Below are 18,403 nucleotides of genomic sequence, written 5' to 3'. Positions count from 1 at the left end.
GACTGCAATTTTCCCTCGTCTATGTGGGCCACACGTTCCTATGCGGGCTGGGCGGGCAAGAGCATGCGTCATCCATCCTTGTCGGTACCGCGACGGTTTTTTCAGTCGCATTAATCGCGCCAATCGTCATTGCCCCTGTCCAGGTGTCGCGGTTAACCGGTCTGGAACGGCAGAGGCCGGACACGAACGCGATCATTACGATTGCGCGGCTCATCGGAGCACTCTCCCTTATCGCTGCCATCTGGACCGGCTCGGCCGCGCTTATCGTTCAGGCTTGCGTTTCCCTACGGTGAGAACGCTCGTCCTCCTTCATCTGCGAATGGCTTTCCACGGGCATGATGACGATATCGTGCACGCGCCAATCCAGTGATTTCACCGTCGCAGCTGCCTCCATAATCAGGGTCGTCAGCCGAGCCGTACCAGCTTTGGGCACCACGAAGGCTTCGCCCATGAAGATGTGCCCCTCTTCCCGGAGGCGTACTTCCGCCTGCTGCACCCAGTCGAGATTTTCCAGCGTCTGCCGCACCTCTTCCGCCAGGTACTCCCAGTCTGATCCGTCAGTCTTCATTGGCCTGCGATCCGCCAGGTCGGTTACGGCGACACGTAAATTGGCCCAACCGTCGCGCATGATGCTGCCCGAGACAACAATCGCAGCGAAGGGGTCGAGCCACCAGATGCCAACGCCCAGTCCGATCACACCGGCCGCGGCGGCCGTTTCCGACATCCAGTCGGCGCGCATCATCGCCGCGTCCGCATGCAGGATTTTGTCGTGCAGGCAGGGTGCTAGCCTTGTCTTCATGCGCCCAAGGAAGAAGGATGGGACGGCCGTGTAGAGCAGGGCTATCAGCATCGGCCAGCCGGCCCAGATCGAATGCCCCAGGAATGTGACTGTGCCGATAGTCGCCTTCTCCTGAGAAATCAGTTTCAGACCACCCTCGATCAGCAGAAACAACCCCATCGTCGACAGCGCCAACGCTGCGATGAGGTGGCCGATCGAGGTTGCGCGGTGCAGGCCGTAGGGAAAGTTGTCGGTGGGCGCGCGGCGCGCCAACCTGGTGCAGACGAGGAACGCCACTGCCGGCACTATGCTGACTGCGTCCTCGAAGAAGCTCGTGCGCATTGCCTGCGAACTGCCCATGACGAAGAATAGAAACGCAGTGGAGCTGGCGATATAGCCCACCGTGATCCACTCCAGGCGCCGAGCCCGCGCGTAGACGTAGGCTATCTCTTGCGGAAATTCATGTGCGGTGATGGTTCTCACGGTCCCGCCTCCGTGGCTGATCGACCCGTACTGCCGGAACGCTTGAGCGACGGTTGGGTTCGCCCAGTATGGAACATCGGGCGATGGAACCCGTTCCAACCATTTGGAAGAGGACGATGGCTAGATCGACAAAAGACTGGTCTGCAAAGGTGACCGAGGAGAGTGACGCGCTCGATCTCGAAGAAGATGTCTTTCTACGGGACGACCCCAAGGACGTCGCGCGTTCGCTGAAAAGATCAGCTGAACGAAGCGACCGACGTAATACCGAGCCGTTTCGCTCCGCGATGTCGATGCTGACTTTCTACATCAACCGTGCGGGCAAGAACTTGCGCGCCAGACGACGCCGCGTGCTCGAGGATGCGAAGGACGAACTACGAACGCTCTATGGCAGGAAGAGGAAGAACTGATGACTGCGAAACAGACGGCGAACAGGCGAGAGACCGGAAAGCGGATCGCGAAGCCTGTGCGTAGCGACGATCCCTCCCACGCGTTTTCTCAGGAGGCGGCAGAAAACCGGAAACCTGCCGGACATTTTGGTCTGTCTGAACCGGTCGACCAAACGCAGGCGCAGACCCACAAGTCGGAAGGTGTGGATCCAAGCAGAAAAACGACACGCCGGTGATCGGTAGACGGCTTTCAACCCTTACCGCGAATGGCAAAATGGAGAGTGCCTACTGGGTAGCTCCATACGGCTCACGAGAGAGATCGTCGACGAGGTTTAGGGTGCAACACATGCTCCAGCCCCGGAGGATAATACGTCCAAAGATTCATTTGACCGGTGCTATTGGTACCCCTGCGCCTGCTTGTAGAGATCGCCGAATTCCTCGGTCTGGGCGTTCCAGCCCCAACCAAACTCGGCCTTCTCCCGCAGCTTGCCGACGATGATCGAGCCTTCGGCACCGGCATCCTCGGCGATCTGGCGGACCGGCGCCTCGATCGCGCGGCGTACGATCTCAACTCCCGTCCGCTGATCCGCGTTGTCGACCGGGATGGTCTCCAGTGCCTTGGCCGCCCTCAGCAGAGCAACACCACCGCAAGGCAATGCACCCTCTTTGAAAGACACTATCATTTGCCGGACCACCCCTCCTCCAGCTCTATGTCTGGCAGGAATACGACCTTGCATCCAACTTCCCCGAACTGCGCGGATTCCTGGAATACTGGAGGGAGACGCTGGAAGGGCCGCTTCATTTCGTGCACGTCGCCCACCACCGTCTAATCAGACCATCGGAATGGAGGGCCGTCGACGGCATCCTATCGGTTCACTGAGCGATCTGGGCGGTATTTCCAGTCTTGCAAGCCGGCCAGCCCCACACAGGGCTAACTGTAGCATGGTAGCCAGGCATCAGGTGGGCATGTTTCGCGGCCTTGATGAAGCGTCGTCTCGCTGCTTTTGCGCTGCACCAGCCGTCGAGCGCATTACGGCACGCCATGCATGCCTTTCGCCAGCTGCGTCCGCGGGCCCATAGCGGCCACTCATTCTGGAGACATTCGATTGCCTCAAAGCTGGTTGCAACCTTGCGCTGGCTGCCGCGCGGCAAAACCACGGTCACCGGCTCGGAAAACGTGACATCATTCATCACTTCCTCCGCTTGTTTTGGTCGTCTTTTGAAAACGTAACTGGCCAAGCAAACCTTGGGCCCTCGTCCAAGATGGGCAACGACTGTTCTCTCTTCAAGGAGCCAGAGGCCGCCGCCGCACGGCATCATCTCTCGTCATCATCATCCAGTATGTCGATCAGCCTGCTGACCATGGGACCTGGCAGCGGACGTCCGGCACCGATGAGCGCTTCCTCGTTGTTGAGCCATTCCCATGCCTCGCGCAACTCTTCTATCGATGCTTCCGAGGCTATCAGTTCCACGACCAGCACTTCATCGGTGGGTCCCAGAACAGATATGACGTCAGCGCGTGTGATCGGCATGTTCAATCCTCCATCGGTTCAACATGCTTGAAGCCATGATGGCAAACCCAAGGTCACGTCCAAAGTTCCGCCGGTTCGAAGAAGGCCTTGACGGGCCAGCACTGAATTCCCAAATCGATATTGCCGGTTGCCTGCGGGGCCGGCATGGTCAGGGAGCGCCGGCTTCTTGGCGCTCCTCGTACCCATGTTGCTCAAACGGAGGATATGGCTATGAGAACCGCATTCGACTTTTCACCACTCTACCGGTCAAGCATCGGCTTCGACCGCGTTTTCGACCTGCTCGAAAACGCCAGCCAGACGACTGCCGTCGATAACTGGCCTCCTTACGACATCGCCAGAACGGGCGAAGACGCCTACCGCATCACGATGGCGGTGGCTGGCTTTGGTCAGGACGAATTATCCATAACGCAGGAACGGAACCTGCTACTGGTCTCTGGCCAAAAATCCCCAGAGGATGAAGGAGAATACCTGCACCGCGGCATCGCGGGCCGGGCCTTTCAGCGCCGCTTCGAATTGGCCGACCACGTCAAGGTGACCGGCGCCGGCCTCGAAAACGGCCTGCTGACCGTCGATCTCAAGCGTGAGATTCCCGAAGAGATGAAACCGCGCCGGATCGAGATCGGCAGCGCCGATACGCCCAAGGTCGAACACCGCAAGGGCGGAACCGACAAACAGGCTGCCTGAGCGGTCCCCTACGCGAGAGCTGACAGGGCCGGGCTGTAGGCCCGGTCCTCGTCGACAGCTTTGTTGCGAACTACCGAAACTGAAAGGAGAATGACAATGAGTTTGCGTGACGTGATCCCTTGGAACCGGGAGCGAGGTCAGGTTCCCGCCGTGTTTCGCGACGGCGATACGCGCGACCCGTTCCTCTCGCTGCATCGCGAGATGAACCGGCTGTTCGACGATGTGTTTCGAGGCTTTGGTGGCCATGCGGCTAGCCTCGGCAGAGCCTCATCGTTTGGTGGAAGTTGGCCCAACGTGGAGGTGTCCGACAACGAAAAGGAAATACGCGTAACCGCTGAGGTCGCCGGCCTCGAGGCGGAGGACATCGAAGTGCTGCTCGAGGATGGCGTGCTGACGCTACGGGGCGAGAAGAGAGCCGAGTCCGAGGAGAAGGATCGTCGATTCTCCGAACGCTTCTACGGCCGCTTTGAGCGCCGGATACCGTTCGGTTATGAAATCGACGACGATAAGGTAAGCGCCGATTTCAAGAGTGGTGTTCTCACCGTCACTCTACCCAAAACCGAACGCGCTCAGGCAAAGAGCAAGCGGATTACAATTAACGGTACTGGTTGAACCTGCCTACCGCTCGAAGGCTGCGAAACCAGCCAGCCTTCGGACGGTCTTTTCCGCCGCCCCATAGAGCTTGGGATGTGCCGCACGCAATGATCGAGAGGAGCCCCCTCGTGCCCGCGTCAAAGCAATCGAGCGCGCAGCGTGACTATGCTGCCAGAAGCCGAGAGTGTTCGGAGCTTGTAGCGTACATCCGATAGGTTTTGGGATCGACGGTAGCGGTCCTCCGCCACCAACGCCGCCGTTGCCCTCTACATTGCCGCCGTTCACCACATCGCTAAATGTTATGATCAAAACGGCCCTATTTTGGCTATAGTTTTCCGCACCGAGCCCTTGGCTGGCAGGGGAGCGGAACGCATGATACCATCGCAGTTCACGGACGCGCAGAAGACGTTCATCATCGATCAGGCGCAGGATGGGACGTCTGTTGGAGAAGTCTCCCGGAAGGCAGGCATCAGCTAGGCGACGTGCTCTGTGGATGCTAGAACTTGACGTCACGGCTAGCTCGGAGAAGCGACCGCGAAGCAGTAATGCCTGGCCTAGCTAGGAATCAGCCGACAGCCTTCGGTTCGGGAGTATGAAATGATGTTCGGTACAATTATGCCGTTGCGGCGCGCAAATGCAGCGAAAGTGGCACGCACGGTTTCGGCGTCAATCTCACCGGCAACGCCCGCCTTACAGGCGTTGAGTATCACCATGTGAGCCCCGTTGCGGCTGGAATCGGGCCAATCGCGAAGCAGTGCGTAGGCCTCCAGCACCGTTTCGATACGTCTGGGAATGCCATTCCCACCAGAATCATGATCGGCTCCTCAATGGATAGATGCGGCATGTGTCGATCCTTTCCTAGATAATTGTCGCGGCGCCGCTGTGCCGGCGAGAAGGCTACGTCCCTCCAGTGGAACTTGCATCATTGTCAACGATGCGGGCTTCAGTGGTTGGCACGTTGGTGTTGCGCTCGTCGAGACAATCTGCACGGTCTCCCTAGTATCAGGCACGGGCAACGAACTGTGCAGTCTGACTAGCACCTCGAGCCACGGCGAGCGGCACATGAAGTTCCTCATCATCGTCTCTTTGAGATGGTTGCACGCGCTAAGTAAGGTGGGGATGGCTCTAGTCATCGGATAACCAGAAGCAGGCGGTTTCCGCCGCGAAACAAATCGAGCGCAATGGTGCCGCGCGCGGCACGCAAGGCGCTTGAGAGGTCCTCCCTCGATTGAACGGGCTGACGATTCACGGCGACGATGACGTCTCCGGCGCGCAGTCCTGCCATCGCGGCAGCGCTGTTGGGCTCCACCGTTTCGACGAAGACGTTTCCGGAGGCATCTTGTAAGATCGCTCCGGACAACTTCTGGGGGAATGTTGCGGCGATCGCGCCACCATTGTCAGCTTCGATTCGAACCCGGGCCACATTTCTTTCACCGTCGCGCAGCCAGGCGATCTCAACAGTCGAGCCAACCGGCGTCAGCCCGATACGGTTTCTCAGATCGGGCGCCCCAGTGATTTCCTGCCCATCCACTGCAACGATCACGTCGCCTGCCTGAAGGCCGACATGTGCCGCTGGCGCCTGCTCTTCGACGCTCCCTACAACCGCGCCCCTTATCCTCTCGATGCCGAGCGCCTCGGCCAGGTCGGGCGTCAGATCCTGAATTGCGACGCCAATTCGGCCCCGACTGACCTGACCGTGCTCTATGAGTTGCCGCATGACCGCCTGTGCCATGTCGATCGGTACTGCAAATCCGATTCCAACATTGCCGCCGGCCGGCGCGATGATCGCGGTATTGATGCCGACGAGGCGGCCATCCCCCGTGATCAGTGCCCCGCCCGAATTGCCTGGGTTGATCGACGCATCTGTCTGTATGAAGTCCTCGTAGCCCTCGACATTAATGCCGCTGCGGCCCAGCGCGCTGACGATGCCGGACGTTACCGTCTGGCCAAGGCCGAAGGGATTGCCGATGGCAACGACGTCATCGCCAACCCGAAGCAGATCAGGGTTACCGATCGGCAACTCAGTCAGCCTTTCGGCCTCAATCTTCAATACCGCGATGTCGGTGGCCTTATCGCTGCCGACAAGCTCCGCCGCAAAGCGACGACGGTCCTTCAACGTCACGGCGATGTCACCGGCGCCTTCGATGACGTGGTGATTGGTCAGAACATAGCCGTTCGCGGCATCAACAATGACGCCGGAGCCGGCACTCATCTTGTGTCGCTGCTGCGGCATCTGCGGCAGGTCGAAGAAGCGGCGATAATAAGGGTCGTTGAACAGCGGGTTGGTTTCTGCCGGCGCGCGCGAGGTTACGGCGATGTTGACGACAGCCGGCGTCACATCTTCCAGCACATCTGCAAGGGAACGCGCTTCGACGGTTTCCGCAAATGGAGATTGTGCGGCGACGGGGGCCACGGCGCATCCCGAGAAGGCCAGGAAAATGGTGGTGACAACAACGGCGAAGAATCGCTGCGCACGCGGTGGCATATACACGATCATCTTCAGTCTCCCGAAAACGTCCTTCTCCCTGGTTCGGAAGGCGGCGGTCGGGTCTGCCGCCTTCGTCGGTGTCAAAAAATCATCCAGCCGCCATGAGCGGCATTGGCTCATCCCTCGCGGTTACGCGTAGGTGACGGCCGTGAGGCGCTCTGCGCTGACAGAAACATCAGTGTCGAAGCCACTGTCCGGCGGTTCCACCCGGCAGTTTCCGCCTTGGCAAGCAACCCTTCAAGCCACGGCTTGAACGTTGAGCGGCATTCCGCCTGATGGCCAACGAAATCGCTCGGCGGACAATTCGGTGGAGCGATCGTGCCGATATTGGGGACCATGTTCATGACAGCCTCCCTGATCGATGATGCCTGCGCCCGTAATCGGGCGCAGGCTTCGCAGTTGATCTAGAAGTCCATTCCTGCGCCGGCGGGCAGGGCGGGCGCGGTGTCCTTCTTCGGCTTCTCAGCCACCATCGCCTCGGTCGTCACCAGCAGACCGGCTACGGAGGCTGCGTCCTGCAATGCGGTACGAACGACCTTTGCCGGGTCGATCACACCCTGCTTGTAGAGATCGCCGAATTCGTCGGTCTGGGCGTTCCAGCCCCAACCAAACTCGGCCTTCTCCCGCAGCTTGCCGACGATGATCGAGCCTTCGGCACCGGCATTTTCGGCGATCTGGCGGACCGGCGCCTCGATCGCGCGGCGGACAATCTCCACACCCGTCCGCTGATCCGCGTTGTCGACCTGGATGGTCTCAAGCGCCTTGGCCGCCCTTAGCAGAGCAACACCGCCACCAGGCAGTACGCCTTCTTCGACCGCGGCGCGCGTAGCGTGCAACGCATCGTCCACTCGGTCCTTGCGCTCCTTCACCTCGACCTCGGTCGAGCCGCCGACGCGGATAACAGCAACGCCGCCAGCAAGTTTGGCGAGACGCTCCTGGAGCTTCTCGCGGTCGTAGTCCGAGGTCGTCTCCTCGATCTGCGCCCTGATCTGCTTCACGCGACCTTCGATTTCAGCCTTGGAGCCGGAGCCGTCGACGATCGTGGTATTCTCCTTCTCGATGACCACCTTCTTGGCGCGGCCCAGCATCTGAAGCGTGACGTTTTCCAGCTTGATGCCAAGATCTTCGCTGATTGCGGTACCGCCGGTAAGGATGGCGATGTCCTCGAGCATAGCCTTGCGGCGATCGCCAAAGCCCGGTGCCTTGACCGCAGCCACCTTGAGGCCTCCGCGCAGCTTGTTGACGACAAGAGTCGCCAGAGCCTCACCCTCGACATCTTCAGCAATGATCAGCAGGGGCTTTCCGGACTGGACCACAGACTCGAGAACCGGAAGCAGTGCCTGAAGATTGGAAAGCTTCTTCTCGTGGATCAGCACATAGGGTTCGTCGAGCTCGACGCGCATTTTGTCCTGGTTGGTGATGAAGTAGGGCGACAGGTAGCCGCGGTCGAACTGCATGCCCTCGACAACCTCGAGTTCGGTCTCGGCAGTCTTGGCTTCCTCGACCGTGATCACGCCTTCATTGCCGACCTTCTGCATGGCCTCCGCGAGAAACCGGCCGATCTCCTTATCGCCGTTTGCCGATATGGTACCGACCTGCGCGATCTCGTCGTTCTTCGAGATCTTCCGAGCATTCGCCTTGAGCTCGGCGACCACTGCGTCGACGGCCTTGTCGATGCCGCGCTTCAGGTCCATCGGATTCATGCCGGAGGCCACGGCCTTGGCACCTTCCTTCACGATCGCCTGAGCCAAGACGGTTGCGGTCGTGGTGCCATCGCCGGCGAGATCGTTTGTCTTGCTTGCGACCTCGCGCACCATCTGGGCGCCCATGTTCTCGAACTTGTCCTCAAGCTCGATTTCCTTGGCGACAGTCACGCCATCCTTGGTGATGCGCGGGGCGCCGAACGATTTGTCGATCACGACATTGCGGCCCTTGGGGCCGAGCGTGACCTTTACCGCATTGGCGAGGATATCGACACCGCGCAGCATGCGCTCGCGCGCGTCGGAATGGAACTTGACTTCCTTGGCAGCCATTGGATCACTCCTTCAGTAGGCAGCTTTCGTTGACTGGTTGAGCAATGGAAGAAGCCTTACGCGGCCTTCTTCAGTGCGGCGGTCGCTTCGATCACGCCCATGACATCGCTCTCCTTCATGATGAGGAGGTCTTCGCCGTTGAGCTTGATCTCGGTGCCGGACCACTTGCCGAACAGGATGCGGTCGCCAACCTTCACGTCGAGCTCGACCAGCTTGCCGGTGTCGTCGCGGGCGCCGGAACCGACGGCGATGACTTCGCCTTCATGTGGCTTTTCCTTGGCGGTGTCGGGGATGATGATGCCGCCGGCGGTCTTTTCCTCGGCTTCGATGCGGCGGACCAGGATACGGTCATGCAATGGACGGAACGTCATCTCGTTCTCCTTCAGGACAAACAAATTTTGAGAGGTTCCTCCGCACCGGACCGGGTCCGGTACGGGGTGCGCAACCCTTGCGGCATTGCGCGCACATGGAGCTAGTTTGAGAAATTTGACGTTTCAAGAGGGCTGGCGAAAAATTTTGGCACTTGATCGTTACGAGTGCTAGGGGCCTGAAATCGTGCAACTTTCTACGGCGCCCGGATCACTAAAAGGCTTGATTTTTTCGAAGGAGACGGCAAAATTTTCGCCATGGTCGCGTTCTTGAAACGCGCCAGCAAAAATGGTCGCAACTGGAGTTTGGAACGGCAATCCGAAAGGAGGTAAGCTATGGGCCGAACCGATTTCTCAACGATCATTCCGTCACTCGCGCCTGAAGCAGAGGATGTCGCGCTTGATCGTCTGTTGTCCCCATCGCGCCATTACAAGCATCCCGATGATGTTGTTCGCGACCCGGAGCTAAATATGGGCGAGAAACGCGCCATTTTGTCATCCTGGGCGTCAGATGCGTGCGCGGTTGAATCGATGCCGACCCTGCGCCGCCCGCCGGGTATTCCACAGCCAATCTCGTTTAATGTCATCATGGATGCCCTGCATCGACTGGATCACCCGGACGAGGCGAGAGCGATGGCGCGCACGGCGATGCCGGATGGGCATTGGCAGCGACTGGATGCCTGACGTTCAAACGGGAACTTGGAGACTTGAATGGCCAAAACGGTGAGCAGAGAGTTTCATTTGCAAATGGAAGGATATGGCCTGACCACGGCAGAAATCCACTATCACATGCCGGACCATCCCAGCCTTCTTCAGCTCTATGTCTGGCAGGAATACGACCTTGCGCCCGGCTTCCCCGAACTGCGCGGGTTCCTGGAATACTGGCGCGAGACGCTGGAAGGGCCGCTTCATTCCGTGCGCGTCGCCCACCACCGTCTGATCAGACCATCGGAATGGAGGGCCGTCGACGGCATCATATCAGTTCATTGAGGGACAAGGTCGGCGGTAGGCCGAGCGACAGACGGCTTAGGGTGCGTCGCTGCGCAGCGGATGCCTCGTGACCACCGATATTGCCGCAGTCTCATCAGGTCTTTCCGAGGATACAATTGCGTCCGCTTTGCTAAGAAGGTGCCGGCCTCGCCCCTAGCTCTGCTATCCAGCCACGCGCACTCCGCCGCTGGGAGCAGTGGGGACCTGGTCAATGACGGTTTGCAGGGCGTTCGGCACTAAAGCATCCGCGTGTTTCTTATCGCCGCAACAGAGATAGGCCTTTCAACGCAGATAAGGCAGCAGCCAGACGATATAGAGTTCTTGTTCGTCCTCCACGGACAACGGCCGATCGCACCGCTTAGGTGTGTCGGCTCTCGCCGCCTTCCCTTTGGTCTGCGTTTCGGGCTTGCCGCTGACGGCTCCAGGTTTGAACCAGCATCTCAGCTCGCGCTTCACGGTCTGCAGGACCTTCGTCAGGAGCTTCCGAGCGCCGTAACTCCTCGCACATCAAAGCGAGATCGCGCGGTGTGAATATACCATTGTTAACGGGTTTGGCGGACATCATAGCCATCTCCGAACCTTTGGGGCGAGAGCATGATGGTCGCAAACAGCCGTCAGCGCCCTTAGAAGATGGCTGACGATGCACCCAGTCTCACAGATTGCGGGCTTGCTGGCCAGTCACTTCATATTACGGTCGGTGGGCAGCCTGGGGGGTTCACGCAGGATATTATGTTCTGTCACTGTTGAGATAACTGGTTCGCACTCTTGACGAGTTACCTGCTTCAGTTGGAAGAAATGCCGGGGACATCGGCGTTGTGGTCATATCACGTCAGTTCGCCGCCCCCGCGCCTGATATGAACTCTGCGGCCTACGACCCCTGACTGGCAACCTCGGCTTTGTGAAACCACCGCTGTCTGCGCACGCAAGTCAGGTTTCGGCCCTTGGCGGGAGGCGGCCTCGGATACTGATCGACGCTGCCCAGCACCGTTCGACGTGTTGCTATAACTAACGGTCGTCGCGTTTAATGAATTGATGGCTGTTATCCAGAACACCGGGGTTGTCAGGCAGGACAGCCAGAGCCAGCCCCGCGTCATCGAAGAGACGAAACCACTCGTCCCATCCCACGAGCTCGAACCCGCCGGCATTTGGAGGTCGCTCCGCTTGATCCTGATCTTCATAGGCCACTTGATCGAAGGCGATAAGGAGATGCGGTTGAACGCCCGGTTGTGACGACACATCGACTACGGCTGGGACGCCCATGCGTGCCGCTGCCCAAGCTCGTATCGCATTGTGGTCCGTCAAGATCTGCTGTCTAGCCATAGTGCCCTCCTGCCGTGGAAGCACAACCAACCGTGCCCACTCATCCTTGCTTTGGGACATTTCGTCTACTGCACCGCATCCTGGGAAGAGGCGAAGACATCACACTTCGTCGAAACGACTTCCTTCGCGCGAAGGCCTTCGCGACAGGGCGGCCTCGTCATCATCATTTGGCAACGCCTCGTCACTCTGCTGGAAGGCGTTGTCGTCATCCTCTTCTAGAGGTTTGCTCGATTCTTCGGAACTGAACTCAAGCTCCCCAACGTCCAGCAACCTGTCTGGAACGACCGGGCCGGATTCTGCTTCTTCTTGACCCTGCTCTTCGACGAAAAGGGCCTTGGGCATATCAGTTCTGGCGTCATAGCTTCGCCTGCTCATGGTCTGCTCCCTTTCTCGCAAGTTGTTCTCAGCGGATTGCCGCCTTACGATTTTCCGCCGTCGTTGGCGCGGGCCTTGTCACCCTTCTTGATGCTGGTCGTCGTCTTTGCATCTGCGCTCTGACCGAAATCTGTTCCCCCCAGATGACCGCCGCTGGTAGTGTGTTCGGCCACTTTTTCGATGCGTTCTTGAATCTCTTTTTTATCGGTCTTGCTCATTTAGAAACCTCCTTTCCAATGTTCACCAACCCGCTCATAGCAAGTCCGTTCCAGATAAAGCTGCGCGAGATGAGCGGCTAGTCGGGAGACAGGCGTCGAGCCTTGAAATTGAATTCGCATTCGAACAAGGACTGTTTGTGGGCATTGAGGACGACAATACGAAACGTACGATCGTTCCCGTCCGGCACCTCATCCACGGCCATTTCGGTTATTGCTTGTACCGCTTCGCGGGACGCTTCTTCTTCGTTCCTGAATTCCAGCCCCTTAGGGTCAGTGGTCGAATAGCGACCATTATCAATTGCGAAGAAAAAGATCGGCATTGCATCTATCCCACTTGAGACCGGAACCTTAGGTGCAGGTGGGTCGGATCGAACTGCGAAAAGGCGGCAAGACGCGAGAAGACGGGCATGGTAACCCTGTCGCTGTCATTGAAGCCCGACTTCATGATTAAGCTTCTTGATCAGCGGATTTTTCAACGCTTTAGAAGCGCTTGATCCAGGAGCAGAGCCTGATCAGGGAACCGCGCGTGACATTGGGTTCTCGCATCCCGCCATCGTCTTCTGCGCCCTGGGGGGCTTGTGCGCAGTAGTCTCGCACCGCCTCATGTTGCGAGGGGGAAAGCTGAGCCCAGTTGGCGCGAACCTCCGCCTCGGTCCGTAATGTGCCGGAACCGGTATCCAGAAAGAATGCTTTTGCGATCTGAGCGTCCCATTCCGGGGGCACGCTTCCGGTGTCGCTTCCAAGTCCCGAGACGCCCTGTTTGGGGTTCTGGGCCATTTGTTGTCGTTCCTGCGCCTCAGCCTCGGCCCCCACCATTGTCAGGGCCAATCCCAGGAGGCCAACTGCAGCACTCTTCGATGCCATCACGTTCATCCTCGCGCTTGTTTGACCCCGAACAGCAAGAGGCACACCTTGTTCCCTGGTAAAAAGAGGCGATTTGCCGGAATACTGCTTTAAGTGCGTGGGGCCATGGTGCGGCCTATTGCGAGATTTGGCTCCCGCTGGGACCTGCCCGGGGCGGATCGGTTGAGGTCAGGTTGACCGATTGACGGCGGCCTTAGAGGGGGTTCAGACCCATACAAGCACGACCGACACGGCATAGAGCAGGAACACGGCCGCGCTTTCAAATCCAATTCGAGCGATACCGAGGCGCTCCCTGCGCAGCATGCCGAGAAGTAGAACCGTGGTCATGAGTAACGCCATCAACGCAGTTGCCCGGTTTGCCGGGGAGAATGCAGAGTATATGGAGCCCTGATAAGACAGGTCGGCCAGGCTGAGGAAAATCACTTCGAACGCCTTCCCGCCGATGATGTCGCCCACAGCAAGGCTCACCACCCCAATCCGCACGGCTGCGATAGCAGTCACGAGCTCGGGAAGGGAGTTCGCTACTGCGGTAAAGACTGTGCCGACAGCCGTCGCGGAAAGATGGGTCCTGTCCACGATTGCCATGCTCGCTTCGCCTATGACGTAGCCTGAACACGCCGTCAGTGCCGCCAGCAACAAAAAGGCGCGCCAGAGTGCTCCCGTGGAACCGGCGCCGGATTCGGGTTGGGTCAGTTCGACTCGTGTCTCTTCTGTGCGGACCGGCTTCCACATGGGCTCGTCCTTGATCTTTGTGAGAAGCCGCAAACCAAATCCGTAAACAAGCACGATGAGCATCGATGCCGGGTGCACACCGAAGACGGCGATATCGGGAAATGTTTCAGCAAGAAGCACTATCGTCAGCAGACCTGCCAGCAACACACCTTGCGCTAATCCGGTCACGCTTGCGGCAGCGTGTTCGAGATTTGCGCGGCGGTAGGCCAAGTCGGCAATCGCTATAAAGGCGGTTTGCGCAGTAAGCCCTCCCAAAGCATTGCCTATGGCCAGCTCCGGCGCTCCTTGCGCGGCGGTGGAGACCGAAGTGATAGCACCGGGCAGTGAGGTGGCGGCCCCGACGAAAAGAGCTCCAGCAACGACTTCACCCAAGCCGGTTCGGTCAGCCAGTGCGTCGGCAACACGTGCGAGCCGCGCGCCCGCTATCGCGACAACGATTGCACCCGCGACGAAGATTGGCACGACCCAGACCAATGACAGATTTGCAAGTTCCGGCACGGCTCCTCTCACACGGCCGGCAGTTCACAAAAATCACGCACCAGCCGGTCGGGGGACATCTCGGGCTTGGTTCTGTTCCTTGGCCAGATGTTCGCGACCGGCACCGGGTTCACGAACAAGCCCGTTGGTCAGACCGATCTTTGCTGTGTTCCCCGGCGATTGCGCGCATCAGACCATCCGCAATTTGGCGCAGATCCCGACAAAGCGTCCATGTGTGGACAGCCAACAAATAGGAGAAGGACAATGACCCACGAGAAAGGCCAAGGTTGCGAGCAATCCGGTATGAGCCGGCATAGGCCAGAGATATCCAACGAACGGCGCAACGCACGAGCGCGGGCGGGGGAGTTGCGCGATCCGCGAAGCATCTGGGAAAACGCTGAGACGGAGCCGATGCCTCGAAGCGGGTTGCCAGCGCGACCTGGCGGGGGCGAAAGGATCGCTGATGAAGGCGACGTGGGCGCCTGGGAGACCACGCCCTATGACATTCCATTGCAGGCTGAGGAAGTGGGACGGCAGACGCGACAGCCGCGGCGCGGCGAAACTCAGGATACGCGCCGGCCAATCAATAATGTGCGAAGCCGGCGAGGGGAGTGAGCACGCACGATCGAAGCAGCTGCCTGTTTGACCGCCGACCTCCTATCATTTGACATATCGCCTGCTTCAGTCCCGCGCTACATTTGATTCTACGCAGGAAGGGTCGATGTGGGGAATGAGGGTGCGCACACCGCTGGCCGCTTTTGTTTTGGCGGCCGGCCTATTCGTCTCAGTTTTGGCTAGTTCGGCTCTGTTCGTTTCGCAGGGCTATCGCGATTCAATTCGGCGCGGCGAGGAGAAGGCTGGCATAGCAGCCCAAATCGTCGCCGTGCATTTTCAATGGCTCATCGAGGCGTCAAGGCAGTCCCTTCGTCGTATCGACGACACCTTGGGTTACCGCCCGGAACTGCTCGCAACCGCCATGCTTGGCGATCTTGATGACGCAATTGAAGGACTGCCGCAGAACGTCGAAGTCAGATTATTCGACCGCAATGGTCGTGAAATTCTCTCCACTGCGCCCAGAGGAGAGATCAACATTGCCGACCGTCCGTATTTTCAGGAGCTCAGAGACGGCGCAGCGCAGGTCATCTCACAATTGCTCATCGACCGGATCACAGGCGAACGAAGCTTCATTGTAGGCCGTCGCCTTTGGCGCTCGGGCAAGTTCGCTGGGGTCGCCGTGATCGTGGTTCCCACCAGTCTCATGTCACAGGTGTGGCTGAACCTCGACCTGGGTCCGGATTCCGCGATAAGTGTTGTTCGCAAGGACGGTCTCATAGTCGCGCGTCATCCTGGTCTTGCAGAGGGATCCGCGATTGGTTCGCAGGTGGTTCCAGAAGGATTGGGCAGGCAGGAGTCCGGGACTTACAGGCGCGTCTCCCGACTGGATGGTGTCGAGAGACTCATCGGCTTCCATCGTGTTTCAAACAGCGAGCTGATCGCGTTTGCTGCTGTCGCCAGCGAGGCGGCGCTTGCGGATTTCAACAGGCGGATTGTCCGAATTTCAGTGATCGCCGTACCGGTGTTCTTGGCATTGCTGGCAATGACTGTCTGGGTTTCAAGACTACTAGTGGTGGATAGGCGGCGTCGATTGGAGGCAGAGGAGTCGCTCGCTCAGAACAAGATGCTGTTGCGCGAGATACACCATAGGGTGAAGAACAATCTGCAGACGGTTGCATCTCTTGTCCGCCTCCAACCGCTGCCCGAAGACGCAAAGCGGGACCTTTCGAGGCGCGTCGCTGCCATGGCGATGGTTCACGAACAGATCTACCGGTCCGACCGGCTCGATACCGTAGATCTCTCGATGTATCTGCGCGAGCTCGTGGGGGAGGTGGTGCAAGCCTTCGGTGCCAATAGCAAGGTTGAGCTTGGTCTCGAACCGGCGAAGATCGATGCAGATCGCGCTATGGTGGTTGGATTGATTGTAACCGAGGTGGTTTCCAACTCACTTAAGCATGCGTTTCCCGGAGAACACCGCGGACAGATCAACTTCTCGCTCACTATCGGGGATGACGGCCAGATTCGGTTGACGATAGAAGACGATGGCGTGGGGTTCGATCCGCAGGCTGTTAAGGCAGGGCTGGGCCTCAAACTGATAGATCGTTTTGCCCAGCAGCTTGGAGGCCGGTACGAGATCAGCGGCAACGGAGGCTTGCGTTTCGTGCTTTCGATACCGGTGGCAATGCATCAGCAGTCCGGTCCGTAGTCTTTTGACCCTGATATGATAGTGTTCCGCCAAATCCAGTTGCTGCGCGGCTAGTCATATAGGATCATGACCCGGCATCCACCGACCAACGACGAACTCGCTCATGACGAGCGGCTGACCCCTTTGTTGATCAATCTCCAGAACAGGGATCGACTATCGCCTCGCGAGAGAGGCGCCATCGCCGGCAGCATTGCACGATTTCAGTCTCTGAAGAGCGGCGAAGATATCGTGCGTGAGGGGCAGGAGCCTGGCGAAAGCTGTCTCATGGTGAGCGGCTATTCGGTTCGAACGCACACCATGCGTGATGGCGGCGTCCAGATATCGGCGGTCCATATGGCGGGCGACTTCGTCGACCTCCATGGTTTCCTCCTGGGGCGGATGGACCATAGCGTAATGGCTCTGGGCGATTGTACCGTGGCCTACGTGCCCCATGCTGCTCTCAAAGCGATAACGGAAGAACATCCACATCTCAGCCGATTGCTCTGGCTGTTGACATTGGTGGACGCGGCAATCCACCGACGCTGGATCGCCGCGAAGGGACGTCTTTCCTCTGTGGGACAGATGGCGCATTTCCTTTGCGAGATACGGACACGCCTACTGGCCGTCGGCTTGTCAGACGGCGGCCGCTTCCAGTTGCCCATGACGCAGCAACAGCTAGGCGACGCCATGGGGCTGTCGCCTGTGCATATCAACAGAACACTTCAGGAAATGAGGCGCCGGAATCTGATTTCCTGGCGCGCTCTCGACGTCACCATACTCGATTGGCCGGAACTGAGACGATTGGGAGAGTTCGATCCCTCGTATCTCAACCTGACGGTCAGGCCTCGCTGAAGCTAACCCCCGCCTGACGCACTTGCCGAAATCCAAGGTAGCTAGGGTCGAACTCGGCAATTTCGCGAAGCTTGTACTCGTTCAGGATTGAAACAACCGAGTTCGACCAGGAAAGGAGGCCGTCACTTCTCATCGTTTTCAGCAATCGGTTCACGTGAACGACCGAAAGGCCGAGCGCGTCAGCAAGGTCGGATTGCGTGAGCGGCAACTGAAAGCTATTGCCGGCCGCTTTCCCGACCATGGACACGCGCTCGTGGAGCTCGCAAATGAAATGTGCGAGATGGCCCAGAGCCGTTCTGCGACCCATGGAGACAATGGATTCGCGTTGAATGGCCGCCTCAGTCAGAGTTTCCATCCATAAGATCCGGCCCAGTTCGGTCGAGTTAGACAGGGCCGATCGAAACTGCTCCGCCTCGGCCACAAGAACGCGGCACATATCCAGCGCGAGCACGCTGTAGGGCTCTTGGCCTACAATCATCGAGTGAAGGTTGACGAAGTCGCCGGGGACAAGGATCGACGTGATCTGCCGCCGCCCGTTGGAGAGGATCCGATATTGCGCCGCTACTCCTTCGATGAGGAGCGCGCAGTTTGCCGGCTGACTGAATTGCCGGGCGAGATCCGTTCCGGCTGCAAAAGAGCGCTCCCGAGAAAACAGCTGCTTGATCAGATCGGCAACCGCCAACCCCGCAGCATTTCTGGCCCTGAATTTTGCTAATAGCGCAGTTGGCAACCGGCACCTGGCGAATGGACGAATCATGTTTCCGCTCGGGCGACGGCCGAGAGCGAAGACGCAATAGCTATTTCGCGGCGCCTCCGCTTTTGCATTTGATAGTCGCCAACGTGGAATCGAAAACTGGAACATTGGACCGATCCACTGGTTGGAGCGGAGATTGATGCGAGGCAGAACGTGGACGGGACACATCATTGTGCAGCAGAAACCGAATGTTGGCAGCAAACAGCTCCGGATCCGAGATATTCGACGACCGTTGT

At 58.8% G+C, this 18,403-nt stretch carries 22 protein-coding genes and 2 pseudogenes; 9 read left to right on the top strand and 15 right to left on the bottom strand.

Annotated elements, in window-relative coordinates:
- Nucleotides 1-268 precede the first annotated feature (268 nt).
- Nucleotides 269-1,261 (bottom strand): cation diffusion facilitator family transporter, encoded by a 993-nt coding sequence (locus V1479_RS23515; RefSeq protein ID WP_368805000.1) that lies wholly within the window; start codon nt 1,259-1,261, stop codon nt 269-271.
- A gap of 116 nt (nt 1,262-1,377) precedes the next feature.
- Here V1479_RS23515 and V1479_RS23510 point away from each other — a divergent pair, with 116 nt between their 5' ends.
- Nucleotides 1,378-1,668: a DUF3175 domain-containing protein gene (locus V1479_RS23510; protein ID WP_173194426.1), complete on the top strand. Its 291-nt coding sequence runs from the start codon at nt 1,378-1,380 to the stop codon at nt 1,666-1,668.
- Complete coding sequence (locus V1479_RS23505; protein ID WP_368804999.1) at nt 1,668-1,883, top strand: hypothetical protein; 216 nt, start codon at nt 1,668-1,670, stop codon at nt 1,881-1,883. The genes V1479_RS23510 and V1479_RS23505 overlap by 1 nt, the downstream gene beginning before the upstream one ends.
- A 177-nt stretch (nt 1,884-2,060) precedes the next feature.
- On the opposite strand, the pseudogene V1479_RS23500 reads toward V1479_RS23505, so the two are convergent.
- Nucleotides 2,061-2,315 (bottom strand): annotated as a pseudogene (locus V1479_RS23500) (TCP-1/cpn60 chaperonin family protein); the annotation flags it as partial.
- On the opposite strand from V1479_RS23500, the pseudogene V1479_RS23495 reads away from it, so the two are divergent.
- Nucleotides 2,307-2,527: pseudogene (locus tag V1479_RS23495) on the top strand (protein usg); the annotation flags it as partial. The pseudogenes V1479_RS23500 and V1479_RS23495 sit on opposite strands and share 9 nt — an antisense overlap.
- Here the strand turns inward: V1479_RS23495 and V1479_RS23490 are convergent.
- Both V1479_RS23490 and V1479_RS23485 read right to left on the bottom strand, forming a co-directional pair.
- A complete protein-coding gene (locus V1479_RS23490; RefSeq protein WP_368804998.1) occupies nt 2,521-2,838 on the bottom strand; it encodes a DUF982 domain-containing protein in 318 nt (105 codons plus the stop codon). The pseudogene V1479_RS23495 and the gene V1479_RS23490 overlap by 7 nt on opposite strands.
- 125 nt (nt 2,839-2,963) lie before the next feature.
- Complete coding sequence (locus tag V1479_RS23485) at nt 2,964-3,179, bottom strand: hypothetical protein (RefSeq protein WP_173194428.1); 216 nt, start codon at nt 3,177-3,179, stop codon at nt 2,964-2,966.
- A 210-nt stretch (nt 3,180-3,389) separates the two neighbouring features.
- On the opposite strand from V1479_RS23485, the gene V1479_RS23480 reads away from it, so the two are divergent.
- Both V1479_RS23480 and V1479_RS23475 read left to right on the top strand, forming a co-directional pair.
- A complete protein-coding gene (locus V1479_RS23480; RefSeq protein WP_368805042.1) occupies nt 3,390-3,863 on the top strand; it encodes an Hsp20 family protein in 474 nt (157 codons plus the stop codon).
- A 96-nt stretch (nt 3,864-3,959) separates the two neighbouring features.
- Complete coding sequence (locus V1479_RS23475) at nt 3,960-4,475, top strand: Hsp20/alpha crystallin family protein (protein ID WP_368804997.1); 516 nt, start codon at nt 3,960-3,962, stop codon at nt 4,473-4,475.
- Between the two features lie 536 nt (nt 4,476-5,011).
- Here V1479_RS23475 and V1479_RS23470 read toward each other — a convergent pair.
- The 4 genes from V1479_RS23470 to groES form a co-directional block, all read right to left on the bottom strand.
- The gene (locus V1479_RS23470) at nt 5,012-5,230 is read right to left on the bottom strand and encodes a DUF982 domain-containing protein (RefSeq protein WP_368804996.1); all 219 of its coding nucleotides are present in this window, start codon (nt 5,228-5,230) and stop codon (nt 5,012-5,014) included.
- Nucleotides 5,231-5,586: 356 nt separating this feature from the next.
- Complete coding sequence (locus tag V1479_RS23465) at nt 5,587-6,954, bottom strand: Do family serine endopeptidase (RefSeq protein WP_368804995.1); 1,368 nt, start codon at nt 6,952-6,954, stop codon at nt 5,587-5,589.
- A 395-nt stretch (nt 6,955-7,349) separates the two neighbouring features.
- Nucleotides 7,350-8,978: a chaperonin GroEL gene (gene groL / locus V1479_RS23460; protein WP_368804994.1), complete on the bottom strand. Its 1,629-nt coding sequence runs from the start codon at nt 8,976-8,978 to the stop codon at nt 7,350-7,352.
- Between the two features lie 56 nt (nt 8,979-9,034).
- On the bottom strand, nt 9,035-9,349 hold the full coding sequence (groES, locus tag V1479_RS23455) for a co-chaperone GroES (RefSeq protein ID WP_368804993.1): 315 nt from the start codon (nt 9,347-9,349) through the stop codon (nt 9,035-9,037).
- A 333-nt stretch (nt 9,350-9,682) separates the two neighbouring features.
- Here groES and V1479_RS23450 point away from each other — a divergent pair, with 333 nt between their 5' ends.
- Together V1479_RS23450 and V1479_RS23445 are read left to right on the top strand one after the other, a co-directional pair.
- Nucleotides 9,683-10,030, top strand: coding sequence for a hypothetical protein (locus V1479_RS23450; RefSeq protein WP_368804992.1), 348 nt, complete (start codon nt 9,683-9,685; stop codon nt 10,028-10,030).
- Between the two features lie 27 nt (nt 10,031-10,057).
- Nucleotides 10,058-10,336: an usg protein gene (locus V1479_RS23445; RefSeq protein WP_173194432.1), complete on the top strand. Its 279-nt coding sequence runs from the start codon at nt 10,058-10,060 to the stop codon at nt 10,334-10,336.
- Nucleotides 10,337-11,341: 1,005 nt separating this feature from the next.
- Here V1479_RS23445 and V1479_RS23440 read toward each other — a convergent pair.
- From V1479_RS23440 to V1479_RS23415, 6 genes are all read right to left on the bottom strand, one after another.
- Complete coding sequence (locus V1479_RS23440) at nt 11,342-11,656, bottom strand: hypothetical protein (RefSeq protein WP_368804991.1); 315 nt, start codon at nt 11,654-11,656, stop codon at nt 11,342-11,344.
- Nucleotides 11,657-11,755: 99 nt separating this feature from the next.
- A complete protein-coding gene (locus tag V1479_RS23435) occupies nt 11,756-12,031 on the bottom strand; it encodes a hypothetical protein (RefSeq protein WP_368804990.1) in 276 nt (91 codons plus the stop codon).
- A gap of 44 nt (nt 12,032-12,075) precedes the next feature.
- Entirely contained in the window at nt 12,076-12,249 is a 174-nt protein-coding gene (locus V1479_RS23430) for a hypothetical protein (protein WP_368804989.1), read from the bottom strand.
- Nucleotides 12,250-12,326: 77 nt separating this feature from the next.
- Nucleotides 12,327-12,569 (bottom strand): DUF6894 family protein, encoded by a 243-nt coding sequence (locus V1479_RS23425; RefSeq protein WP_368804988.1) that lies wholly within the window; start codon nt 12,567-12,569, stop codon nt 12,327-12,329.
- A 160-nt stretch (nt 12,570-12,729) separates the two neighbouring features.
- Nucleotides 12,730-13,113: a hypothetical protein gene (locus V1479_RS23420; protein ID WP_368804987.1), complete on the bottom strand. Its 384-nt coding sequence runs from the start codon at nt 13,111-13,113 to the stop codon at nt 12,730-12,732.
- A 204-nt stretch (nt 13,114-13,317) separates the two neighbouring features.
- Complete coding sequence (locus V1479_RS23415) at nt 13,318-14,343, bottom strand: sodium:calcium antiporter (protein WP_368804986.1); 1,026 nt, start codon at nt 14,341-14,343, stop codon at nt 13,318-13,320.
- A 700-nt stretch (nt 14,344-15,043) separates the two neighbouring features.
- Between V1479_RS23415 and V1479_RS23410 the strand changes: the two genes are divergently transcribed.
- Together V1479_RS23410 and V1479_RS23405 are read left to right on the top strand one after the other, a co-directional pair.
- Nucleotides 15,044-16,582 (top strand): sensor histidine kinase, encoded by a 1,539-nt coding sequence (locus tag V1479_RS23410; protein ID WP_368804985.1) that lies wholly within the window; start codon nt 15,044-15,046, stop codon nt 16,580-16,582.
- A gap of 66 nt (nt 16,583-16,648) precedes the next feature.
- Nucleotides 16,649-17,413 (top strand): Crp/Fnr family transcriptional regulator, encoded by a 765-nt coding sequence (locus V1479_RS23405; protein ID WP_368804984.1) that lies wholly within the window; start codon nt 16,649-16,651, stop codon nt 17,411-17,413.
- On the opposite strand, the gene V1479_RS23400 is transcribed toward V1479_RS23405, so the two are convergent.
- Nucleotides 17,400-18,275 (bottom strand): Crp/Fnr family transcriptional regulator, encoded by an 876-nt coding sequence (locus tag V1479_RS23400; protein WP_368804983.1) that lies wholly within the window; start codon nt 18,273-18,275, stop codon nt 17,400-17,402. The two genes, V1479_RS23405 and V1479_RS23400, sit on opposite strands and share 14 nt — an antisense overlap.
- Between the last annotated feature and the right edge of the window lie 128 nt (nt 18,276-18,403).

The sequence above is a fragment of the Neoaquamicrobium sediminum genome, from assembly GCF_040970315.1.
Classification (GTDB): Bacteria; Pseudomonadota; Alphaproteobacteria; order Rhizobiales; family Rhizobiaceae; genus Aerobium; species Aerobium sediminum.
Note: the sequence above shows the minus strand (reverse complement) of the source record. Positions and strands in the feature narration are given on the sequence as shown.